This is a genomic window from Protofrankia sp. CiP1_Cm_nod1 (assembly GCF_920888515.1).
In the GTDB taxonomy this organism is placed as follows: Bacteria; Actinomycetota; Actinomycetes; order Frankiales; family Frankiaceae; genus Protofrankia.
The window spans coordinates 1-18738 of the sequence record NZ_CAKKTM010000257.1 but is presented as its reverse complement, the minus strand read 5'-3'; the positions used below and the strand labels follow the sequence as shown (position 1 = coordinate 18738).

General features: G+C 72.8%; 12 protein-coding genes and 1 riboswitch. Of the genes, 10 read left to right on the top strand and 2 right to left on the bottom strand.

Annotated elements, in window-relative coordinates; translation table 11 throughout:
* From NBX02_RS11865 to NBX02_RS11835, 7 genes are all read left to right on the top strand, one after another.
* A partial coding sequence (locus NBX02_RS11865; protein WP_250291327.1) for a hypothetical protein occupies window positions 1-3568 on the top strand: 3568 nt, incomplete at its 5' end.
* A 58-nt stretch (window positions 3569-3626) separates the two neighbouring features.
* Window positions 3627-4562, top strand: a complete 936-nt coding sequence (locus NBX02_RS11860; RefSeq protein ID WP_250280513.1) for a hypothetical protein — start codon at window positions 3627-3629, stop codon at window positions 4560-4562.
* Between the two features lie 73 nt (window positions 4563-4635).
* Window positions 4636-8889 carry a hypothetical protein gene (locus NBX02_RS11855; protein WP_250280511.1) on the top strand — a complete coding sequence of 1418 codons (4254 nt, stop codon included), beginning with the start codon at window positions 4636-4638 and terminating at the stop codon, window positions 8887-8889.
* 221 nt (window positions 8890-9110) lie between these two features.
* Window positions 9111-9494, top strand: a complete 384-nt coding sequence (locus tag NBX02_RS11850) for an NfeD family protein (RefSeq protein ID WP_445548387.1) — start codon at window positions 9111-9113, stop codon at window positions 9492-9494.
* Between the two features lie 26 nt (window positions 9495-9520).
* Entirely contained in the window at window positions 9521-10423 is a 903-nt protein-coding gene (locus NBX02_RS11845) for an SPFH domain-containing protein (RefSeq protein ID WP_250280509.1), read from the top strand.
* 270 nt (window positions 10424-10693) lie between these two features.
* Window positions 10694-12790 carry a transketolase gene (tkt, locus tag NBX02_RS11840; protein WP_250280506.1) on the top strand — a complete coding sequence of 699 codons (2097 nt, stop codon included), beginning with the start codon at window positions 10694-10696 and terminating at the stop codon, window positions 12788-12790.
* 324 nt (window positions 12791-13114) lie between these two features.
* A complete protein-coding gene (locus NBX02_RS11835; protein ID WP_250280503.1) occupies window positions 13115-13552 on the top strand; it encodes a cold-shock protein in 438 nt (145 codons plus the stop codon).
* 549 nt (window positions 13553-14101) lie between these two features.
* A riboswitch (cyclic di-AMP (ydaO/yuaA leader) is annotated at window positions 14102-14267 on the top strand.
* A 73-nt stretch (window positions 14268-14340) separates the two neighbouring features.
* Here NBX02_RS11835 and NBX02_RS11830 read toward each other — a convergent pair.
* Entirely contained in the window at window positions 14341-14655 is a 315-nt protein-coding gene (locus tag NBX02_RS11830; protein WP_250280502.1) for a hypothetical protein, read from the bottom strand.
* On the opposite strand from NBX02_RS11830, the gene NBX02_RS11825 reads away from it, so the two are divergent.
* Entirely contained in the window at window positions 14636-15010 is a 375-nt protein-coding gene (locus NBX02_RS11825; protein ID WP_445548386.1) for a C40 family peptidase, read from the top strand. The genes NBX02_RS11830 and NBX02_RS11825 overlap by 20 nt on opposite strands.
* 397 nt (window positions 15011-15407) lie before the next feature.
* On the top strand, window positions 15408-16196 hold the full coding sequence (locus NBX02_RS11820; RefSeq protein ID WP_250280500.1) for a peptidoglycan-binding protein: 789 nt from the start codon (window positions 15408-15410) through the stop codon (window positions 16194-16196).
* Between the two features lie 298 nt (window positions 16197-16494).
* Here NBX02_RS11820 and NBX02_RS11815 read toward each other — a convergent pair whose 3' ends face one another.
* The gene (locus NBX02_RS11815) at window positions 16495-17454 is read right to left on the bottom strand and encodes a trypsin-like peptidase domain-containing protein (RefSeq protein ID WP_250280497.1); all 960 of its coding nucleotides are present in this window, start codon (window positions 17452-17454) and stop codon (window positions 16495-16497) included.
* A 332-nt stretch (window positions 17455-17786) separates the two neighbouring features.
* Here NBX02_RS11815 and NBX02_RS11810 point away from each other — a divergent pair, with 332 nt between their 5' ends.
* Window positions 17787-18125: a metallopeptidase family protein gene (locus tag NBX02_RS11810; RefSeq protein ID WP_250291325.1), complete on the top strand. Its 339-nt coding sequence runs from the start codon at window positions 17787-17789 to the stop codon at window positions 18123-18125.
* The last annotated feature ends 613 nt before the right edge of the window (window positions 18126-18738 follow it).

Sequence of the window (18738 nt, the reverse complement as noted above, 5' to 3'; positions counted from 1 at the left end):
GTTCGAGCTCGCCGTCGACGGCGGCCGGTTCGTCCAGGTCGACCTGCGCGGCGACGGCGCTCGGCGGCTGTCCCTGGACGACCTGGTCGACCGGATCAACCAGGCGCTGGCCGCGGACGCCGCCACCGCCGCGGGGGCTGCCGGCGGCGCCGGCGGTGCGGGTTCCGCGGGCGGTCGGGACGCCGATGTCGCCACCCATGACGGTGAGCACCTGGTGCTGCGTTCCCGCCGGCCCGGCGGCGGCAGCCGGCTGGCGGTGCGCGGGGTCTCCGTCGAACGCCGACGGCGGTTCGTCACCCGGGCGTTTGTCACCGGCGAGGCGGCTATCACCCTGTTCGGTGTCGAGCGGGCCGACGCCCGCGGCGACGACGCGAGCCGGGCCGCCGTGACCGGCGCCGTCGACCTGCGTCCCGGTGTCGACCTGTCGACAGCCCGCTACCTGCGGATCGCCGTCGACGATTCCCCGCCGGTGGACGTCGACTGCGCCGGATCGCGGCCGCGGGCCACCGTCCTGGACGAGATCGTCGCACGCCTGAACGCGGCCCTGTCCCCGACCGCCGTGTCCCCGACCGCCGTGTCCCCGACGGCCGTGTCGGTGCCGGCTGTGTCGGTGCCGGCTGAGTCGTCGCCCGCCGAGCCGGCGCCGGACCGGCCCCGAGCGGGCCGGCCGCTGATCGGCCAGCCGCCGCCGGTCGCCATGCACGACGGCCACCGGCTGACGTTGCTGTCACCGACGGCCGGTCCGGGCAGCCGGATCGCCTTCGAGGTGCCCCAGGCCCAGGACGCGCGGCGGCTGCTGCTCGGCGAGACCGAGATGTCCGCCCGTGGCCGGGACGCCGGCGGGGTCGCCTTCGTCGGCGTCAGCGACCTGAGCGCCGGGGTGGAGCTGCCGCCGCACGCGGCGCTGCGGATCGGCGTCGACCATGCCGATCCCGTGCAGATCGCGCTCACCGGCGACCAGGGCGGCCGGCGTTCCCTGGGTGCCCTGGCCTCGACGGTGAACGTGGCGCTCGGCGGCAGCGTCGCCTCCCACGACGGGACGCACCTGGCGCTGGTCTCGCCCAGCCGGGGGCCGGGCGCCCGGCTGCGCATCGAAACGCCCGAGGGCGCGGACGTCACCGACGCGACCGCGGCGGTCCTCGGCGTCACGGCGCGCACCTACCACGGCGGCGAGGCCGAGCGGGCCAGGATCACCGGGCGCGCCGACGTCGGCGGGGCGCTGGACCTGCGCCGTGCCCGCTATCTCGTGCTGTCGGTGGACGGCCGGCCGGAGGCGACCGTGGACTGCGCCGCGCAGGCCGCCGACCCCGGACAGGTCGGGGCCGCCGACGTGGTGGCGGCCCTGACCTCCGCCCTGCCGGACCTGGTGGCCTCCGTCGTCGACAACCGGCTGGTGCTGGAATCCGGGCTGGCCGGGACGGCGGGCCGCATCGCCGTCCCGGCATACACCGGCGGTGACGCCCGCGCCCTGCTCTTCGGGCCGGAGGTGCCGGCGCAGACCAGGGGGGCCGCCGCCCAGCCGGCTGTGATCACCGGTACGGTCGACCTGCTGGCGCCGGCCGACCTGGCGCTGCGCTCCAAGCTGCTGCTGCGGGTCGACGGCGGATCGCCGCGGGAGATCGACGTCGCGGGCGCGGCGCCGGCCCAGACCACTCTCGCGGAGGTGGTCGCGGCCATCGACGCGGCGCTGCCGGGGGTGGTGTCGGCAACCGCGGACCAGCGGCTGCGGCTGACCTCGCCGACCACCGGCCCCGGCAGCCGGCTGGAGATCCTCCCGCCGCGCAGCCTGGAGGTCGTCGAATACCCGCCGGTCCAGCGGACGCTGCCGACCAGCTGGCTGCACCACGGTGACCAGGTGACCCTCGACAACGACGGTGCCGGCGACACCTGGCTGACGGTGCGGGTCGAGGCGCCGCACGGCAACGGCGGGCCGGCCCTGATCGAACGTGACTCGGGCCGGATCGTCGCGTTGCTGCGCCCGCTGGCAGCCGGGGAGGCGCTGACCCTGTGGCGGGCGCCGGACGGCTTCGTGCGGGCCCGGGTTGCCGCGCCGGCGGGAGCGGAACCGGTCGCGGTGGCGCCCGGCGAGCTGCGGGCCGGACACCTCGGGGCGTGGGCCCGGGTGCCGAGCCTCGCCGCGCCGTGGACCGGTCCGCGCGGCGTGCCCGCTGGTGGCCTGCAGCTGGACAACCCCTGGGCGCCGGCCGTCGACCAGGTGCTGCCCAAGGTTACCGGGCTGAGCGTGGAGGTGTCCCCGGCTGCCCTGAGTACCAGCGGCTTCGACGCCGACCGTCCGGACGGGGACCCGGTGGAGCTGACCGCTCAGCTGGTGCGGACCGACGATGAGGACGGCTGGGCGCTGGCGGGTGCCGGCGGCCGCCGTCTGGTCGCGGCGCGGCCGGGCGGCGAGGTGTCACTTGCCGAGCACGCGGGGGCGGTGGTCGGGGTGGCCGGTGTCCTCCACCGCGCGGATCCGCCGTTCGTCCTGGTGACCGCCCTGTCCCGGCGGTTCGACGTGACGCTGCGCCCGGACGCCCCCGCCGACGGCGGCACCGCATCCGCCGGCACCGGCACCGCCGACGCCGAGCGCTACCTGGACGTCACCATAGGGGAGCTGGCGGCCGGTTCGGGGTCCTCGTTCGCGTGGCAGGTGACCAACGGCGAGCGGCCCTCGCGGCTCGCCCGCGTCCGCCGGGAGCGCAAGGGCGACGCCCTGCTCCTCGAACGCGGCCGCAGCCGGTGGCAGGTGCTCGAATGCACCGGCAGCCGCCTCGACAGCGCCGTGTTCGCCGGTCCGCGGACCGCCCCGGACGACCTGTCCGCGGACCGCTTCGCCGGTGGGCCGTGCCGCTGGCCGGCCATCTTCGACGTCAGCGGGTATGCGCTGGACGGTGAGCCGGCCCGGGAGACCTTCGCCGCGGGCGGGCCCGCCGGTCCACCATCCGGCTGGATCTTCAGCTGGCCCCGGCACACCCCGGGTGCCTTCGAGGTCAACCTGCCCGCGGATCTCCCGGCCCGGTTCGGCGCCCGGTTCGGCGAGGCCAGGTTCGCCAGCGACCCCGACCGGCCCGAGCTGTACGAGCGCGCCGTCACCGAGCCACCGGGCGACGACGACAACCTCGTCGAGCTCGTCAACGCGCGCTCGGTGCTGCTGCGGGCCGAGACGGTACGGACGGTGCCGATCGGTTTCACCGCCCAGGCCCTGCCGTTTCGCGCCCCGCGCTATCTCAGCGGCGGCTCCGGGCCGGAGCACGCTCGGCTCTACCTGCGCGAGCAGGGAGCGGAGGGCTTCATCCTCCTGCGGGCGCGCGAGAACGGTCCGGCCGGAAACCTGATCAATGTCAGTGCCCGGCCGGCCGGCCCGGCCCGGTTCGACGTGTCGGTGGCCACGGACGGTGCCCGGTTCGAGTCGGCGCGGGCGATCGTCGCCGGGCCGGCCGCGTCGCTCACCGGCCGCGCCACGATCGAGCCGTCCCCGCTCGGCGTCACCGAGGCGAAGGCCGCCGGTGTCCGGGTGGCCGTCACCCGTGATCGCGGCGGGCCCCGGCCCGCGACACCTGAGCTCTGAGCTCTGACCGCCGGCCTGTCGAGCCCCACCCGTCCACCTTCGACCCCCGGAGCAACCCGTGACCGACCAGAACACTCCCTACGTCAGCTACAACCCCGGTGACCTGATCACAGCGGGCGACTCGATACGGCTCCAACTGTTGATCAAGAAGGACATCGGTGATCAGATCAAGGCTGCCATCGATGGCCTGACCAGGGTCGCGCAGGCCCAGGACGCCGAGAAGCTCGCCGGCCTGACCCCGGACGCTCTCGCCGCGCAGGTCCTGGAGTACGTGCAGCGCCAGCTGCCCAAGCGCACCGGCTACCTCAGCGTCCTGCGCCGCCTCGAAGTCGGCAAGGAATCGGTGATCGACCACCGGCTGGGCGCCTGGCCGCTGGTGAGCGTCTTCCAGCTGGACTACTTCCGGGTCGTCGCCTCCGAGGACGGGCACGTCTTCAACCCGTTGGCAACGTTCTACCTGCATCACAGCAGCGAGAGCCGGATCCGCTTCCGGCCGGAGAACACCCCGGCCAGCGATCTGGAGTCGGTGGACGTCGATCCCGTCGCCGGGCATCCGTACCACATTCCGTGGCGTCACATGCTGGAGCTGTACGGTGTCGAGACGCCGGAGGACGCCACGCTCAGCGAGGTGGAGAGCGAGTTCTGGAGCAGGTTCAACGCCGCCCCGAACGACCGGTTCGACGACGACCAGTACTTCCACTCCCCGTGGTTCGACCGTTGCTGCGGCGAGCGCCGGACCGTCCGGCAGCTCTCCCGGGACTGGGACAACATCTACTTCCAGATGCGTCCGCGGCTGACGCTCAACCTCACGGGCACCGGCGAGCAGGAAGGCACCTCGGTCCTGCCCCCGCCCGCGCCGTCGGAGGTCCAGGTGGTCCAGTTCGGCCTGCAGTCGATCGGGCTGACCCTGCTGAAGGCCCCGCAGCTGCCCGCCAGCCCCCCCACGGACTTCCCCACGGAGCACCTGAAGGTCCTCGTCCTGCTGAAGGTCTGACCTGGCGTGCGGTCCGCGCGAGCCGGAAGCCCGAACGAGCCGGATGAGCTGAACGAGCCGAGGGTCTGGGACGATGCGACGGAGTGAGCGTTTCGACGGTGCCGGTGTGCCTTTCGAGGGCGACCGCACCGTGTGGCTGCGGTCGATCCCGGCGGGAGCGCGGATCAGCTCCGCCGTGCTCACGCTCACTCCCGTCGCCGCACCCGGCGCGCCGTTGTTCGAGGAGGTCATCGCGTTCACCGGCGACACCGGGACCTGGGGGGCGACCCGGTCCAGCGGCGGCACGGCCACCCTCCGGTGGGCCGAGCTGGACTTCCACCAGCGGCGCACCCTGACCCGCATCCGCGGCGGCGACCTGACCGGTGCCGAGCTGCAGGTCGACCTCGGCGGCGTCTACATACGGCTGAACGACCGGGGGGCGCCGCTGATCCCGGACGATCACCTCGCCGGGGTGCTCACGCTGGCCGCCGACGGAGCCGTCCCCGGGCTGGCCGCGGCCAGATTCAAGATCACCCGCAAGGGCGGGCCGCTGGCGGTCAGCCTGGTGACCCTGCGATCGACACCGTCCAACCTCGTGGCGCGGGCCGGCTCACAACCGGCGTTGTGGTCCCGTCCCGGCGAGCTGGTCCGCCGCGAGAGCACCCCGGACGTCGCCGCCGCGCTGCAGGCGGCGCTCGCCACCGCCGAGGTCGAGGACGGGTTCTACCGGCTGCCGCTGACGGTCCACTCGGACACCCTCTGCCGGCTGGATCTGGAACTCGCGGTGGAGTTCACCGTGGCTGCCGCGGTTCTTCCCGGCGGCATCACCGAGGCCACCGTCACCTACGGCTACGCGGGCCTGCCGCGGCCCGGTGCGGTGCCGCTGCGCCTGTCGGTTCCGGCCGGCGCCCGGCTGGTACCCGCCCGCGCGCGTTCGACGGCGACCGGCGCCTTCGCCGCCTCCCGGGTCGGCCATGGTCCGACCGGGGCGGTCAGCCCGGCCGGTGTCCTGCCGCTGACCGCGGACGTGTCCCTGGCCTGCCCGGTCGTGGTCGCCGACGATCTGGTGGTCACGGCCGTCGACCTGCTCGTGGCGGCGGGGACGCCGACCGCGACGGTGCTGCTCAACGTTGTCGCCGACACCGACGGCAAACCCTGGAACGAGCCGTTGCTGCCCCGTCCGGTCACGGTGGAACTCGAACGTGGCGTCGCCGAGGAGACGCAGTGGGTCAGCGCCGGGCTGGATGCGGCGTTCACCTTCCACGCCGGGCGCCGGTACTGGCTGACGCTCCAGATCGAGCACGGGGAAGCGGCCTGGGCGGTGTTACCCGCCGCTACCGCCCAGAGCGCCCCGGCCACCCCGGCGAATCCGGCCACCCCGGCCACCCCGGCCACCCCGGCAGGCCCGGCGAGACCGACCGGCCCGGCAGCTCCGTCGGCTTCTGTCGGCTCGGCCACGTCGGCCGGCCCGGCGACCCAGCGCAGCCTGGACGGCGGGCTGTCATGGCGACCGGTGGGCGTCGCCGGTGCCGAGCCCGCTGCCGCGCTGTTCCGGCTGCGCATCGTCCCCGCCCGGTTCACGATGCCGGTGGAGCTTCAGGTAGGGGAAGGCGCGGCGGCCCACCGGGTCGGCCTGCAACGGCTCGCCCCGCTGGGCCGGGTGGAGATCGACCTGAACGCCGAAGAAATCATCGGCGGTGTCAACGCGGCCCTGGCCGCGGCACCGGAAGCCCAGGGCTGCCCGAGCGGTGAGCACGTGCGCAACGGCGGCTTCACCCGCTGGAACCGGACGGCGGACCTGCCGAACGGCTCCCGGGTCGTGGTTGCCGGCTTCCCGGTGCGGCGGATCGCGGTCGCCGCGGGCGGCTGCCGCGCCTTTGCCGCGGGTGGCGCACCGGCCGGGAATCTGGCGGTGCTGAGGATTCTCCCCGAGGTGGCCGTGCTCGACGTCTTCCCCGACCGCATGGAGGCCCGCCGGCAGCGTGATCCTTTCACGCTGCCGGCGGCCGGTTCGCTGGACGGCTTGGCCGCCGACCCCGGCGGGCGCTACGGCTACGTTCTGCTGGACGGCCAGAAGCTGGTGACAGTGGACGTCGAGGGCGACCGGACCACGCCTGTCACGCTGGCCCACGGCGGACTGACGGCGGTGGCTGCCTCCCCGGACGGAACCACTCTCTACCTGGCCGGTACGCGCAGTGCCGACGCTGGTGCCGACGGCGGCGCTGAAGGCGGTGGGGGAGCTGAAGGCGGTGGGGGAGCCGGTGGCGCAGAGGCCGCGGTCGCGCACAGCGTCGTCGCCGTGGCGGCGTCCGATGTCCGCGCCGGCGAGGCCCCGGGCGGGGAGGGCAAGCTGTGGGGCGCCGAGGCGGTGCTGGATGATCCCCCCGTCGATCTGGCGGTCAGCCCCGACGGCTTGACGCTGTGGGTTCTGACCAGCGGGGAGCACGGCTGCGCGCTGGTCGCGATCGACCTGGCGCGGCTGGCTGTCCGCGGCGGGCCGATCCCGCTGGACGACGGGGCGATTCGATGCGCGCTCACCGCGGACGGCAGGACCGCCGCCGTCGTGCACTCCGGGGCCGCGCTGAGCGTCGTCGACCTGACGTCCGCGGTGGTGCGTAACCGGTTGAGCCTGCGCCCGGACAGCGGCCGCGACGGCTCGAGGGCGTCGGGCGTCGCGGTCAGTGGGGACGGACGCCATGCCTTCGTCACCCTGCGCACCGCCGATGCCGTGGCGGTCGTGGACCTGACACGGTCCCGCGTCGTGGACCGGGTGGCGGTCGGTGGCGGGCCCGCGGACTGCGTGATCACCCCGGACGGTGAGCGGCTGTATGTCGCGGACCTGCTGCTGCCCGAAGGTGCGCTGCCCGAAGCTCCAGCCACCGGCCCGCAGACCCCGACGGCCCCGCAGACCCCGACGGCCCCGCAGACCCCGACGGCCCCGCAGACCCCGACGGCCCCGCAGACCCCGACGGCCCCGCAGACCCCGACGGCCCCGCAGACCCCGGACAGGTTCACCGTGCTGACCATCGGCACCCTGGTGCCCGAGGACTGGGTGGTCACGGCTGGCGTCGTCCGGCCCTGCTGCCTGCCGCCGGGCGGCCGGGCAGCGATGATCGGTGCCGAAGCCCCGGGCGGTGACGAGCTGGCCCGCGCACCGGGCGACGATGAGCCGCAGCTCATCGCGACGTCGGCGTTGGCCCAGGTCATGCCCGTTTCGGGCGGATGCCGGTACGAACTGACGTTCACGGCCTCGGCCTCGGCCGCGGGCGCGGCCGCCGAGCTGCACTGGCGCGCGGCCGGCTGCACGGTCGAGCGCACGGACGAGGTGCCGATCCGGGAGCGGCCCACGGATGAGGCCGCGGCCGGGCTCACGACAACGGTGGCGCGCTCCGGCGAGGATCCGGCGGTCGGGGTACAGCCGCGGCTGCGGACACATCACGCCGTCCTGACCTCCCCCGCCGGCGCCGAACAGGTGGAACTGCGGTTGCGGGCGCCGGCCGGAGTGGTGGCAGCGGTGGACCAGGTCTCGTTGCGCGCCACCGAGAGTGTGCTGACCAACGCGGACCTGATGTTCGATGACGACGTGCTGGTCGGCTGGGAGCTCAGCCCACCGGCTCCGGCCGGGTTCGACGCCACCTCCGCGGCGGATCATCTGAGCCTGGTCAACGGCGCGGCGGTCGTGGTGACGCTCGCGCAGCGGGCGAGCGTGCAGGCCGGCCGCCCGTACCGGCTCCTGATCGACGCGGCGGCTCCGGCCGGCGCCGCCGCGGTGCCGTCGGCGGAGGTTGTCTGGTCGGCGGCCGGGAGCCCGACCGGGGCGGTACTGTCGGTGCCGCTGCCGTCCTCGGCGGCCGTCCCACAGGTCAGGATCGGTACGGCCCCTCCCGGCGCGGACGCGGCGCAGGTGCGCGTCGTCCTGCCTGCGGGGTCCGTGCTAGGGCTGCGCCGGGTGACGTTGGAGGCCGTCATGGTCACCGAGGTACCCGTCACGTTCATCGCTGCCTCGCCCGGTGAGCTGACGGTGACGAACTGGCAGGTGGCCTACGACATCGACGAGACCCCCCGGCTGCCGCCACCGCCCGCTGGCGGGCTGTGCCTGCCCGGCCGCCCGGAACCGGTGCCCGGCGAGAGCCCGGCGGGCGCCGGCTACTGCGTCACCTGCCAGGGAGAGCACGAGCTGCTCGGCCCCGAGCCCACCGTGACCGCGTCGGGCGCGGCCTCCACCCGCTTCAGCTGTGCCAACTGCGGCTCGCGGGTGGTGCTCCCCGGCACGCACGGCATTCCCGTGCCGCCCAGCGGGCCGTTACGGGTCGGCGGGCCACCCACCCCACCCCGCCGGCCGGGGTGAGGCCCCCCGGGTCCGGTGGCGGCCCTGAAGCCAGGATGCGTCCTGGCGGAAGGAGACGTGCTTGGTCGTGCCGGCACCGAGAAGTACCCGCGGGAGCCGCGGGAGCCGGGTGTCGGCTGGATGCCAGCCCTTACGCCCTGGGCCGGATCGTGGATAGCATGATGGTCATGCCGCCGTGGCTGTGGTGGTTGGTGATCGCAGGCGTTCTTGGCGTGGGCGAGATGCTTACCCTTGCCCTCATTCTCGGGATGACCGCGCTCGCGGCCCTGGTGGCGGGCGCGGCCGCCGGGGCCGGCGGCCCGCTGCCCATCCAGCTTGTCGCGTTCGCCGCCACCTCCGTGGTGCTGTTGCTCGGGCTGCGGCCGGTCGCGCGCCGTCACCTGCACCAGGCGCCGGCCGTCGCGACCGGTACCGACGCGCTGATCGGCATGACCGGTGTCGTCCTTGAGCCCGTTAACGGTGACGGTGACGGCCGGGTCAGGATTCGCGGTGAGATATGGTCGGCCCGCGCGACGATCGACGGTCAGGTCCTTGAACCGGGCACGAGCGTGCGCGTGCTGCGCATCGACGGCGCCACGGCCATCGTCCACCCCGCGCAGCTGTAGCGGGCCTTGGGACCGGGGAGGCGTCGATGACCGGGCTGATCGCCACCGCGGTCGTTCTGCTGGTGCTGCTGGTTTTTCTCAGCCGGGCGGTGCGGGTTGTGCCGCAGGCCCGGGCGGTCGTGGTCGAGCGGCTGGGCCGGTACCACCGGACCCTCACCCCGGGCCTGGCCCTCGTCATCCCCGTCGTGGACCGGATCCGTGAACGCGTCGACCTGCGCGAGCAGGTGGTGACCTTCCCGCCGCAGCCGGTGATCACCGAGGACAACCTCGTCGTGGGCATCGACACGGTGATCTACTTCCAGGTCACCGACCCGCGCGCGTCCACCTACGAGATCGCCGACGTCATCAGCGCGATCGAGCAGCTCACTGTCACGACGCTGCGCAACGTGATCGGTAGTCTGAACCTGGAGCAGACCCTGACCTCCCGTGATGAGATCAACACCAGGCTGCGCGGTGTGCTCGACGAGGCGACCGGCAAGTGGGGCATCCGGGTCAACCGGGTGGAGCTCAAGGCCATCGACCCGCCGGCGTCGATCCAGGACTCGATGGAGAAGCAGATGCGCGCCGAGCGGGACCGCCGGGCGGCGATCCTGTCGGCGGAGGGCGTCAAGCAGAGCGAGATCCTGCGCGCCGAGGGTGAGAAACAGGCCGCGATCCTGCGCGCCGAGGGAGAGCGGCAGGCGAAGATCCTCGCCGCGCAGGGCGAGGCGGAGGCCATCACCACGGTGTTCCGGGCGATCCATGCCGGCAACGCCGACCAGAAACTGCTCGCCTACCAGTACTTGCAGACCCTGCCGCGCATCGCCGCGGGCGAGGCGAACAAGGTCTGGATCGTCCCCAGCGAGCTGACCAGGGCGTTCGGGGGCCTCGCCGCCTTCGGTGGCCTCGCCGACGGGCCGGACCACACGGCCGGCGGGCAGCCTCGCTGACAGCTTCCCGCCCGGTCCCCCGCGTCTGCGTCTCCGTCCGCGCGGACGTACCCGCGTGTACGTACGGTCACCGTAGTGACGCCGTCGGCCGGTACGTTCTCTCCTGACATCGGAGCCGGGAAACGAGAGCGCGGGAGCAAGGCCACAGCGGCGCCCGCACGGCCCCGACGCCCACCGGAGATCCGTCACCGCTGGATACGATCTAGGGCGTGGACCCGCAAGCGCCTGCGACGGACGTTGTGGGCGTCCTATCCGACACAAAGGATGTACATGACGCCCACCGAACAGCCGGCCATCACCGACACGGACGATCTGTGCGTCGCGACGATCCGCACACTGTGTATGGACGCGGTGCAGGCCGCGAACTCCGGGCACCCGGGCACCCCGATGGCCATGGCACCGGTGACCTACACGCTGTGGCAGGAGTTCCTGCGCTTCGACCCCGACGATCCCTCCTGGCCGAACCGGGACAGGTTCGTGCTGTCGGCGGGGCACGCGTCGGCGTTGCTGTACGCGATGCTGCACCTGGCCGGTGTCCGGGCGGTCGGCCCCACCTATGAGACGCCCGGCGGGCCGGCGGTCACCCTCGACGACATCAGACGCTTCCGCCAGCTGGACGGGAAGTGCCCCGGCCACCCGGAGTACCGCTGGACGTCCGGGGTGGAGGCGACCACCGGGCCGCTGGGCACGGGCGCGGCGACGGCGGTGGGCATGGCCATCGCCGGGCGCTGGCTGGCGGCGCGCTTCAACCGGCCCGGCTTCGACGTGTTCGACCACGACGTGTACGCGCTGTGCGGTGACGGCGACCTGATGGAGGGGGTCGCGGCCGAGGCGGCGTCGCTGGCCGGCCACCTGGGGCTGGCCAACCTGTGCTGGATCTACGACAACAACCACATCAGCATCGAGGGCGGCACCGACCTGGCGTTCACCGAGGACGTGGCCACCCGGTTCATCGCCTACGGCTGGAACGTCACCCGGGTCGGTGACGCCAACGACCGCACGGCCCTGGGCCGCGCCTTCGAGACGTTCCGCCGCGAGCCGCACCGCCCGACCCTGATCATCGTCGACAGCCAGATCGCCTTCGGCGCCCCGACCAAGCAGGGCACCGCCGCCGCGCACGGGGAGCCGCTGGGGGAGGAGGAGATCCGGGCGACGAAGCGGTTCTACAACTGGCCGCCGGAGGCCCGCTTCCTCGTCCCCGACGGGGTGTACGAGCACTTCGCCGCCGGTGTCGGCAAGCGGGGCCGGGCCGAGCGGGACAGCTGGCTGGCCCTGCTCGGCCGCTACCGGGAGGCACATCCCGATCTCGCCGGCCAGCTCGACCTGCTGTGGGGCGGGCAGCTGCCCGACGGCTGGGACGCCGACATCCCCGTCTTCCCCGCCGACGGCAAGGGCCTGGCCACCCGGGACTCCTCCGGGAAGGTCCTCAACGCCGTCGCTGCCCGGGTGCCCTGGCTGGTCGGCGGCTCCGCCGATCTCGCCCCGTCGACGAAGACCCGGCTGACCGTCGACGGCGCCGGGGACTTCCAGGCCGCCAGCCCGGGTGGGCGCAACCTGCACTTCGGCGTCCGCGAGCACGCGTCGGCCGCGGTGGCCAACGGGCTGTCCCTGTCCGGGCTGCGGCCGCTGTGGTCGACCTTTCTGATCTTCTCCGACTTCGCCCGCGGCGCCCTGCGGCTGTCCGCGCTGATGGAGCTGCCGGTCATCCACGTGTTCACCCATGACTCCATCGGGGTCGGGGAGGACGGGCCGACGCACCAGCCGGTCGAGCAGCTCGCCTCGCTGCGGGCCGTCCCCGGCCTGCTGGTGATCCGCCCCTGTGACGCGGGCGAGGTCGCGCAGGCGTGGCGGGTGGTGATGGGCCTGGAGCAGGAGCCGGCCGCGCTCGTCCTGAGCCGGCAGGCGCTGCCGACGCTGGACCGGGCCCGCTACGCCGACGCCGCCGGGCTCGCCCGCGGCGGCTACGTGCTGGCCGACCCCGCCGACGGCGACCCCGAGGTGATCCTGATCGGTACCGGCAGCGAGGTGCACCTGGCCCTGGCCGCCCATGAGGAGCTGGCCGCGCAGGGGGTGCGCGCCCGGGTGGTCAGCCTGCCGTCCTGGGAGCTGTTCGAGCGGCAGCCCGCGCGGTACCGCGAGCAGGTGCTGCCGCCGGCGGTCCGCGCGCGGGTCGTGGTCGAGCAGGCCGCCACGCTCGGCTGGGAACGGTACGCCGGCCCGGACGGGGTGATCATCGGGATGCGGACCTTCGGCGCGTCCGCCCCGCTGCGGGACCTGCAGACCAGATTCGGTTTCACCCCGCGGGCGGTGGTCGACGCCGCCAGGCAGAGCCTGGCCGCCGTCCACGCCGCCGGTGACCCGGCGTAGACCGTAAGGACACGGATCCGCGGCTTGTGACCATGACGTCGACGGCCGGCTGGCCCCCGGGGCGCTTCCGGGGGCCGGCCGGCCGGTCAGCTGGTCAGCTGGTCGGCCGTTCCGCCCCGGTGTATCCGCGCTCGTTCCCCATCGGCCGCTGTCGGTCGTTCCGCGCTCCGGGTGTCGGGCTTGACCTGGGTAGGCGTACCTGAGACGGTGAGCAGGTCCTGCGGTCGCGCGAGCGGTCCTGGGGCTTGGTTGTACACAGGTTCGTCTGGTGTGCAGTTCACTTGGTACAGGGCTGGTTGGCACAGAGGTTGTACAGGGGCAGATGTGGTGGGTACTGGTAGAATTCTGCGTTTCGACGGGGTTCGCGGCTACGGTTTCATAGCGCCCGATGCCGGTGGCGACGACGTTTTCATGCACGCAAACGATCTTCAGGACGAGAAGCACCTGTTCCAGCCCGGAACGCTGGTGGAGTTCGAGGCGGAGGAGAGTGACAGGGGCCCGAAGGCCTCGGTCGTCCGTCTGATCCGCCGGGCTCCGGCCCGTCCGGCGCCCGTGTATCCGGTGGTCTCCCCAGGTGTGGTCAACGGGCGTTCGAGCGCCGACGACGACGACATGTGCGACGTCCTCACCGTCGGGGAGTTCCGGCATCTGCTGACCGAGACGCTCATCGAATCGGTGCCGACCCTGACCGGCGGCCAGATAAGCCAGATACGGCAGCGACTGACCACCCTCGCGCAGGCGCGCGGCTGGGTCGAGTCCTGACCGACGCCGCTCCGCCCGGGGCCCTGCCTGGCCCGGGGCGGACCGGCGGCCCCGCTGGTGCCCGGGCGTCACTGATGCCCGGACGCTGCGCCGTCCGCGCTGGCCATGCCGCCGGCCGCGGCGTGCGCACGTCCGGGTTCGTGGCGTTGCTTCGGCGGTCCGTGGGCCCACCCGGGCGATCCACTGCGCCCGACAGCGCAAACGCTGTTTCGGGCAGTGCAAATGCTGTGCCCGACAGTGCAAATGCTGTGCCCGACAGCGAAACACAACGGTGGAAAAAATGTTGTTGCCGGTCCGCATCGGCCGTTTCACGATACGCGCTGGTTAACCATGGGAGCGGTGTGTAGCGCCATCACGCTGCGGCCAGCTCGTACCGTCCCGGCAGCCATCCTGGGACGGCCCGCGTAAATGATGCGTACGGTGAGTGTTGTGCGCCGACATGCCGAGAAAACCGCCGCTTGCGGTTACCAAAAGTAGTTCGCTACGTTGGCCGGGCTCTCAACGGCACCGGACCGCACGCCGAGTTCTGTCCACGGTCCGGTGTCTTCCGACTAGCGATCGCCAGGACAGAAGCGGGGGACCCACCTTTCCGCCGGACGTCGCCACCACGGTGGCCGTCCTTGGGGTGAAGTCGGCCGCGCAGGTATCCGCGCGTCGACCGGGCTTCCCGGCCCGAACCCGACAGCTAACCTCGCAGGCGTATGGGAAGGATCATCGTTGCCTGCACACCAGGTGAATTCAGGTCCGGCTGCCGTAGGTCATCCCAGTCCCAGTTCCAGGCGCGGTCGTCATCGCGCGCCCACGACCCGCTCCGCCCTCGGCCGGATATCGGCACGTACCGCGGTTGCCGCCGCGGCCACCGGTACCGTCGCCCTCTCCGGGCTGGCCGCACCGGCCCTGGCGAACGACCGTGGCGCGGGCACGGGCGGGACGGGGTGGACCGACGCCGCCACGGCCGGCACGACCACCGCGGCCGGCACGACCGCTGCCCGGCCCGCTACCTTCACGATCACCCCGGCCGTCTGGTCGGCGGCCTCGTCGCCGGCCGCCGCCGCGGGCGTGCGCACGCTGTCGGCGCAGCCGGTGAGTTTCTCGACGTCCACCAGTGGTTTCGGGGCGAAACTCGTCTATCTGGCGTCGAAGCAGGCCGGAAAGCCGTACGTGTGGGGTGCCGAGGGGCCCCGGGCGTTCGACTGCTCCGGCCTCGTCCAGTACATCTACAAGCAGCTCGGCCGCAGCGTCCCGCGGACGGCCAACGCGCAGTACAACGCCTCCCAGAAGATATCGAAGAATGCCCGGCAGCCCGGTGACCTCATTTTCTTCGGCCGGCCGGGCGGCATCCACCACGTAGGGATCTACGCCGGGAACGGGATGATGTGGGCCGCCCCGCACACCGGGGCCGTGGTCCGGCTCCAGAAGGTCTACACCGGCAGCCATCTGGTCGGCCGTATCAGGTGACCCGCCCGCCCGGGCCGGGCTGGCGGCCACGGGGTGTTCGGGTGCCCCGGGCGGACAGCGCGGGCAACAGCCGGCGGCCGCCGCGAAAATTTCTCCCGGCCACTGCCGGGTAACTGTTCCTGGAGCCCCGGGCAGGTCCGGCGCGGGTCCCGCGCCGGATATCCAGAAAATTCCGGCCGGAGCGCACGGTGCTTCTCCCGGAGCGCTCCGGAAATGACCGGGAAATTTTCTGGACGAATGCGGTCGACGGCCTGCGCCCCGGTCTGCCCGACGTGTTCCAGTCGATCAGGCGCGCTGGGAAGAGCAAACCGTCGGCTGCTCGAAGGAAATGCTGTCCTGGCGCCGCCAGTGAATTTGACGAGCCATTTCGACGATACTTTTGGATGAGAAACTGATCATGTCCAGGGGAAGACACAGAAAACCCGGCCGGTGCAACGGCGCGGCATTGGTGGGCACCGTCGGGCTCATCGGGACGACGGCCGGAATGATGCTGACCGCGGCCCCGGCCAGCGCGGCCGGGCCGTCCGGGCCCGCCGTCGTCGCCGACACGGCCATCGCCCGTGTCGCCGCGAACGCGGGGCTGCCCAGCTGCCGAGGGGTGCCGCTGGGCACCTGGGTGGCGGTGGCGCTCGCGGAGTCCGGTGGCAACGCCAGGGCGCGTAACGCGCACGGTGAGGACTCCCGCGGGCTCTGGCAGATCAACGCGCGGGTCCACACGGGCTGGCTGGCGGGCCGGAACCTGTACGACCCGGCCACCAACGCGTGGGCGGCGAAGAAGGTGTGCGACAGTCAGGGCGTGCGTGCCTGGAGCGCCTACACCAACGGTTCCTACCGCCGTCATCTGGCGCGGGGGAACGCCGCCGCGGCAGCGGCGAAAGCCAGCCCGGCGAGCATGTCGACAACGCGGTCGAGCGCCCCTGTCCCGCCCGTCAGCGGGATCAGCTACATCACCCGGAACTGTTCGCTGCCAGCGTCCACGGCAACCGTGAGAAACGGCAGCAAAATGCGTACCGAGGTGGCCGCGGTACAGCGGCGGCTGACCGGTATCGGATATCCTCTCACCGTCGACGGGATATTCGGCCCGCAGACCACCAGGGTGGTCAAGGAATACCAGCGGCGGCACGGCCTCGCGGCCGACGGAACAGTCGGCGCCCGCACCTACGCCCAGCTGTTCCCGTGCGGCTGACGGCTGGGTGCCACTGACGGCCCTGGGTGCCTCCCCCTCCCTCGGGCACCCGGGGCGCCACCGTCCGCGGGCGGCCACCGTCCCCGCCTGGGCGGGCCGGTGGCCGGCGGCCGCCCGCGGACGTTCGCCCACCAGGCCGCGACCGGCGTGAGTCTGTTGTCGTGTATGTTCATGTTTTCTGGCCGTATCAGCGCATTCTGGCTGTATTGGCGCATGCTGGCAGCATCAGTACATTCTGGCTGTATAGGCGCATTTTTGCCATATCGGCGTACACCGCGACAAACTCGTGCCGATCTTCTCAGGTGAGTGCCAGTTCCTGCGGGACGACGATGACGTCGACGAGCGCGCCGCGCCGCCACACCGTCAGTTCGAGCGGGCGGCCGATGGTGTCCTCCGTCATCAGCCGTTGCAGATCCCCCGGGGTGGCGACCGGCTGCCCGGCGACGGAGAGCACCAGGTCGTCGGCGAACAGGCCGGCGCGACCGGCCGGGCTGCCCGCGACGACCTCGGCCAGCCGCACCCCGTGCCGCCGGCCGGACCGCTCGGCCAGGTGTGGCGGCAGCGGTGCCCGGGTGCTGGCGACCCCCAGGTAGGCGCGCCGTACCCGGCCGTCGCGCATGAGCGCGGCGAGGATGCGGCGGGTGGTGGCGTTGACCGGGACGGCGAGCCCGAGCCCGATCCCGGCGACGGCGGTGTTCACCCCGACGACGTGGCAGTCGGCGGTGACCAGCGCGCCGCCGGAATTGCCCGGGTTGAGCGCGGCGTCCGTCTGGATCACTTCGTCGATGACGCGGACGGTGGCGCCGGCCCGGGTGGGCAGGGAGCGGCCGAGTGCGCTGACGACCCCCGCGGTGACGCTGCCGGTCAGGCCCAGCGGGCTGCCCACCGCGACGACGAGCTGACCGACGGAGAGCGTGTCGGCGTCGCCGAGCGCCGCCGGGGCCGGCGTGCCGCTACGGGCCCGCAGCACCGCGAGGTCGGAGAGCGGATCGGCGCCGATCACGTCCACTTCGCTGTGGGTGCCGTCGGCGAACTCGGCCATGCCCGCCGCGCCGCCGCCGGTCTGCCGTCCCGCGCGCCTCGGTCCGCTGTCGACGACGTGGGCGGAGGTGAGCAGGAAGCCGTCATCGGTGAAGACCACGGCGGATCCGGCTCCCTCGCCACGCGGCGTCCGTACCCGCAGGCTCGCGACAGCGGGGGAGACGGTGGCGGCGACTCGGGTGACGACCTGTGAGTAGGCATCGAGCGGATCCTGCATCCCGGCCTCCTGTCCCGCTTACATAATTACATCATGAGAAGCAGTGGACGCCGGACAATGTTCCCCGGGCGTCCGCCGGACGTCCTCCTGGACGTCCCCCTGGAGCGCCGGTCAGGTAGCGCGGAGCCCATCCACGACCACCCGCACAGGCCATGATCCAGAAGAGTTTGTCGTTGTGTACGCTTTTTGGCCGTAAAAGCGTACACAACGACAAAATTACGCCGATCTTCTCCGGCGGCCGACGTCCATCCAGGCCTGTTCATTCCCCGTGCCGGTGCCCGGCGGTATGGCGGCGCCGCGCCGGGACGGCGTCTGAAGGTAGGTTCACCGACGTGGTCGAGGTGTCCAGGCAGCGCTTCGAGGCCCTGGTGGCCGAGGCGCTGGACAGCCTGCCACCGCAGCTCGGCCGTCAGATGTCCAACATCGCGGTCGTTGTCGAGGACGAGCCGCCGTCGCCGGGGCTGCTGGGGCTCTACGAGGGGGTACCGCTGACGCAGCGGGGCGACTGGTACAGCGGGGTGCTGCCGGACCGGATCACGATCTACCGGCGGTCGATCTGCGACCTGGGCCGGACCGAGGAACAGGTCGTCGGGCAGGTACGGGTGACCGTCATCCACGAGGTGGCCCATCACTTCGGCATCGACGACGGGCGGCTCGCCGAGCTCGGCTGAGGATAGGACCCGCCGGCGGCCACCGCGGCCCCACCATCCGTCGGCGTGCCATCCGTCGGCGTGCCATCCGTCGGCGTGCCATCCGTCGGCGTGCCATCCGTCGGCGTGTCGTGCGGTGCGTCCCGGCCGGGCGGCAGGGCCAGCGTCGAGCCACGGCCGGTGTAGCCGTCGCTGCCGTCTGGAACGGCGTGGCCGCTGTGCCGTCGTGTGTCGCTGTGTCGCTGTGTCGCTGTGTCGCTGTGTGGTCGTGTGCCGCTGTGCCTGTTGCCCCGCTCCGGGCGAAGTCGCCGTTTGTAGCGTCCTTGTTGGCAGATAGTTGACTTGTGGTTGCTCTACGTGTCTACTTCATGTCGTGGCCAGTCAGCTACGGAAAGTCGTCGTCTGGCCATCTCGTCGCTGTTGAGGCGACGTGTCCCGCAGCGCCGCGCCGGTACGCGAGCTGCCGGTGCATGAGCTAGCCAAGGAGCAACTGTGCGTAGAAAGCTGAAAGCGGCCTTCGCCACCGCCGTGTTGGCAGGCACCCTGGGGACCGTGCCGCTGCTGGCCGGGCAGGCCACCGCCGCCAGCCCGGCCGGGACGGACGGCAGGACGCCCAACCTGCAGGCGGTCGGCC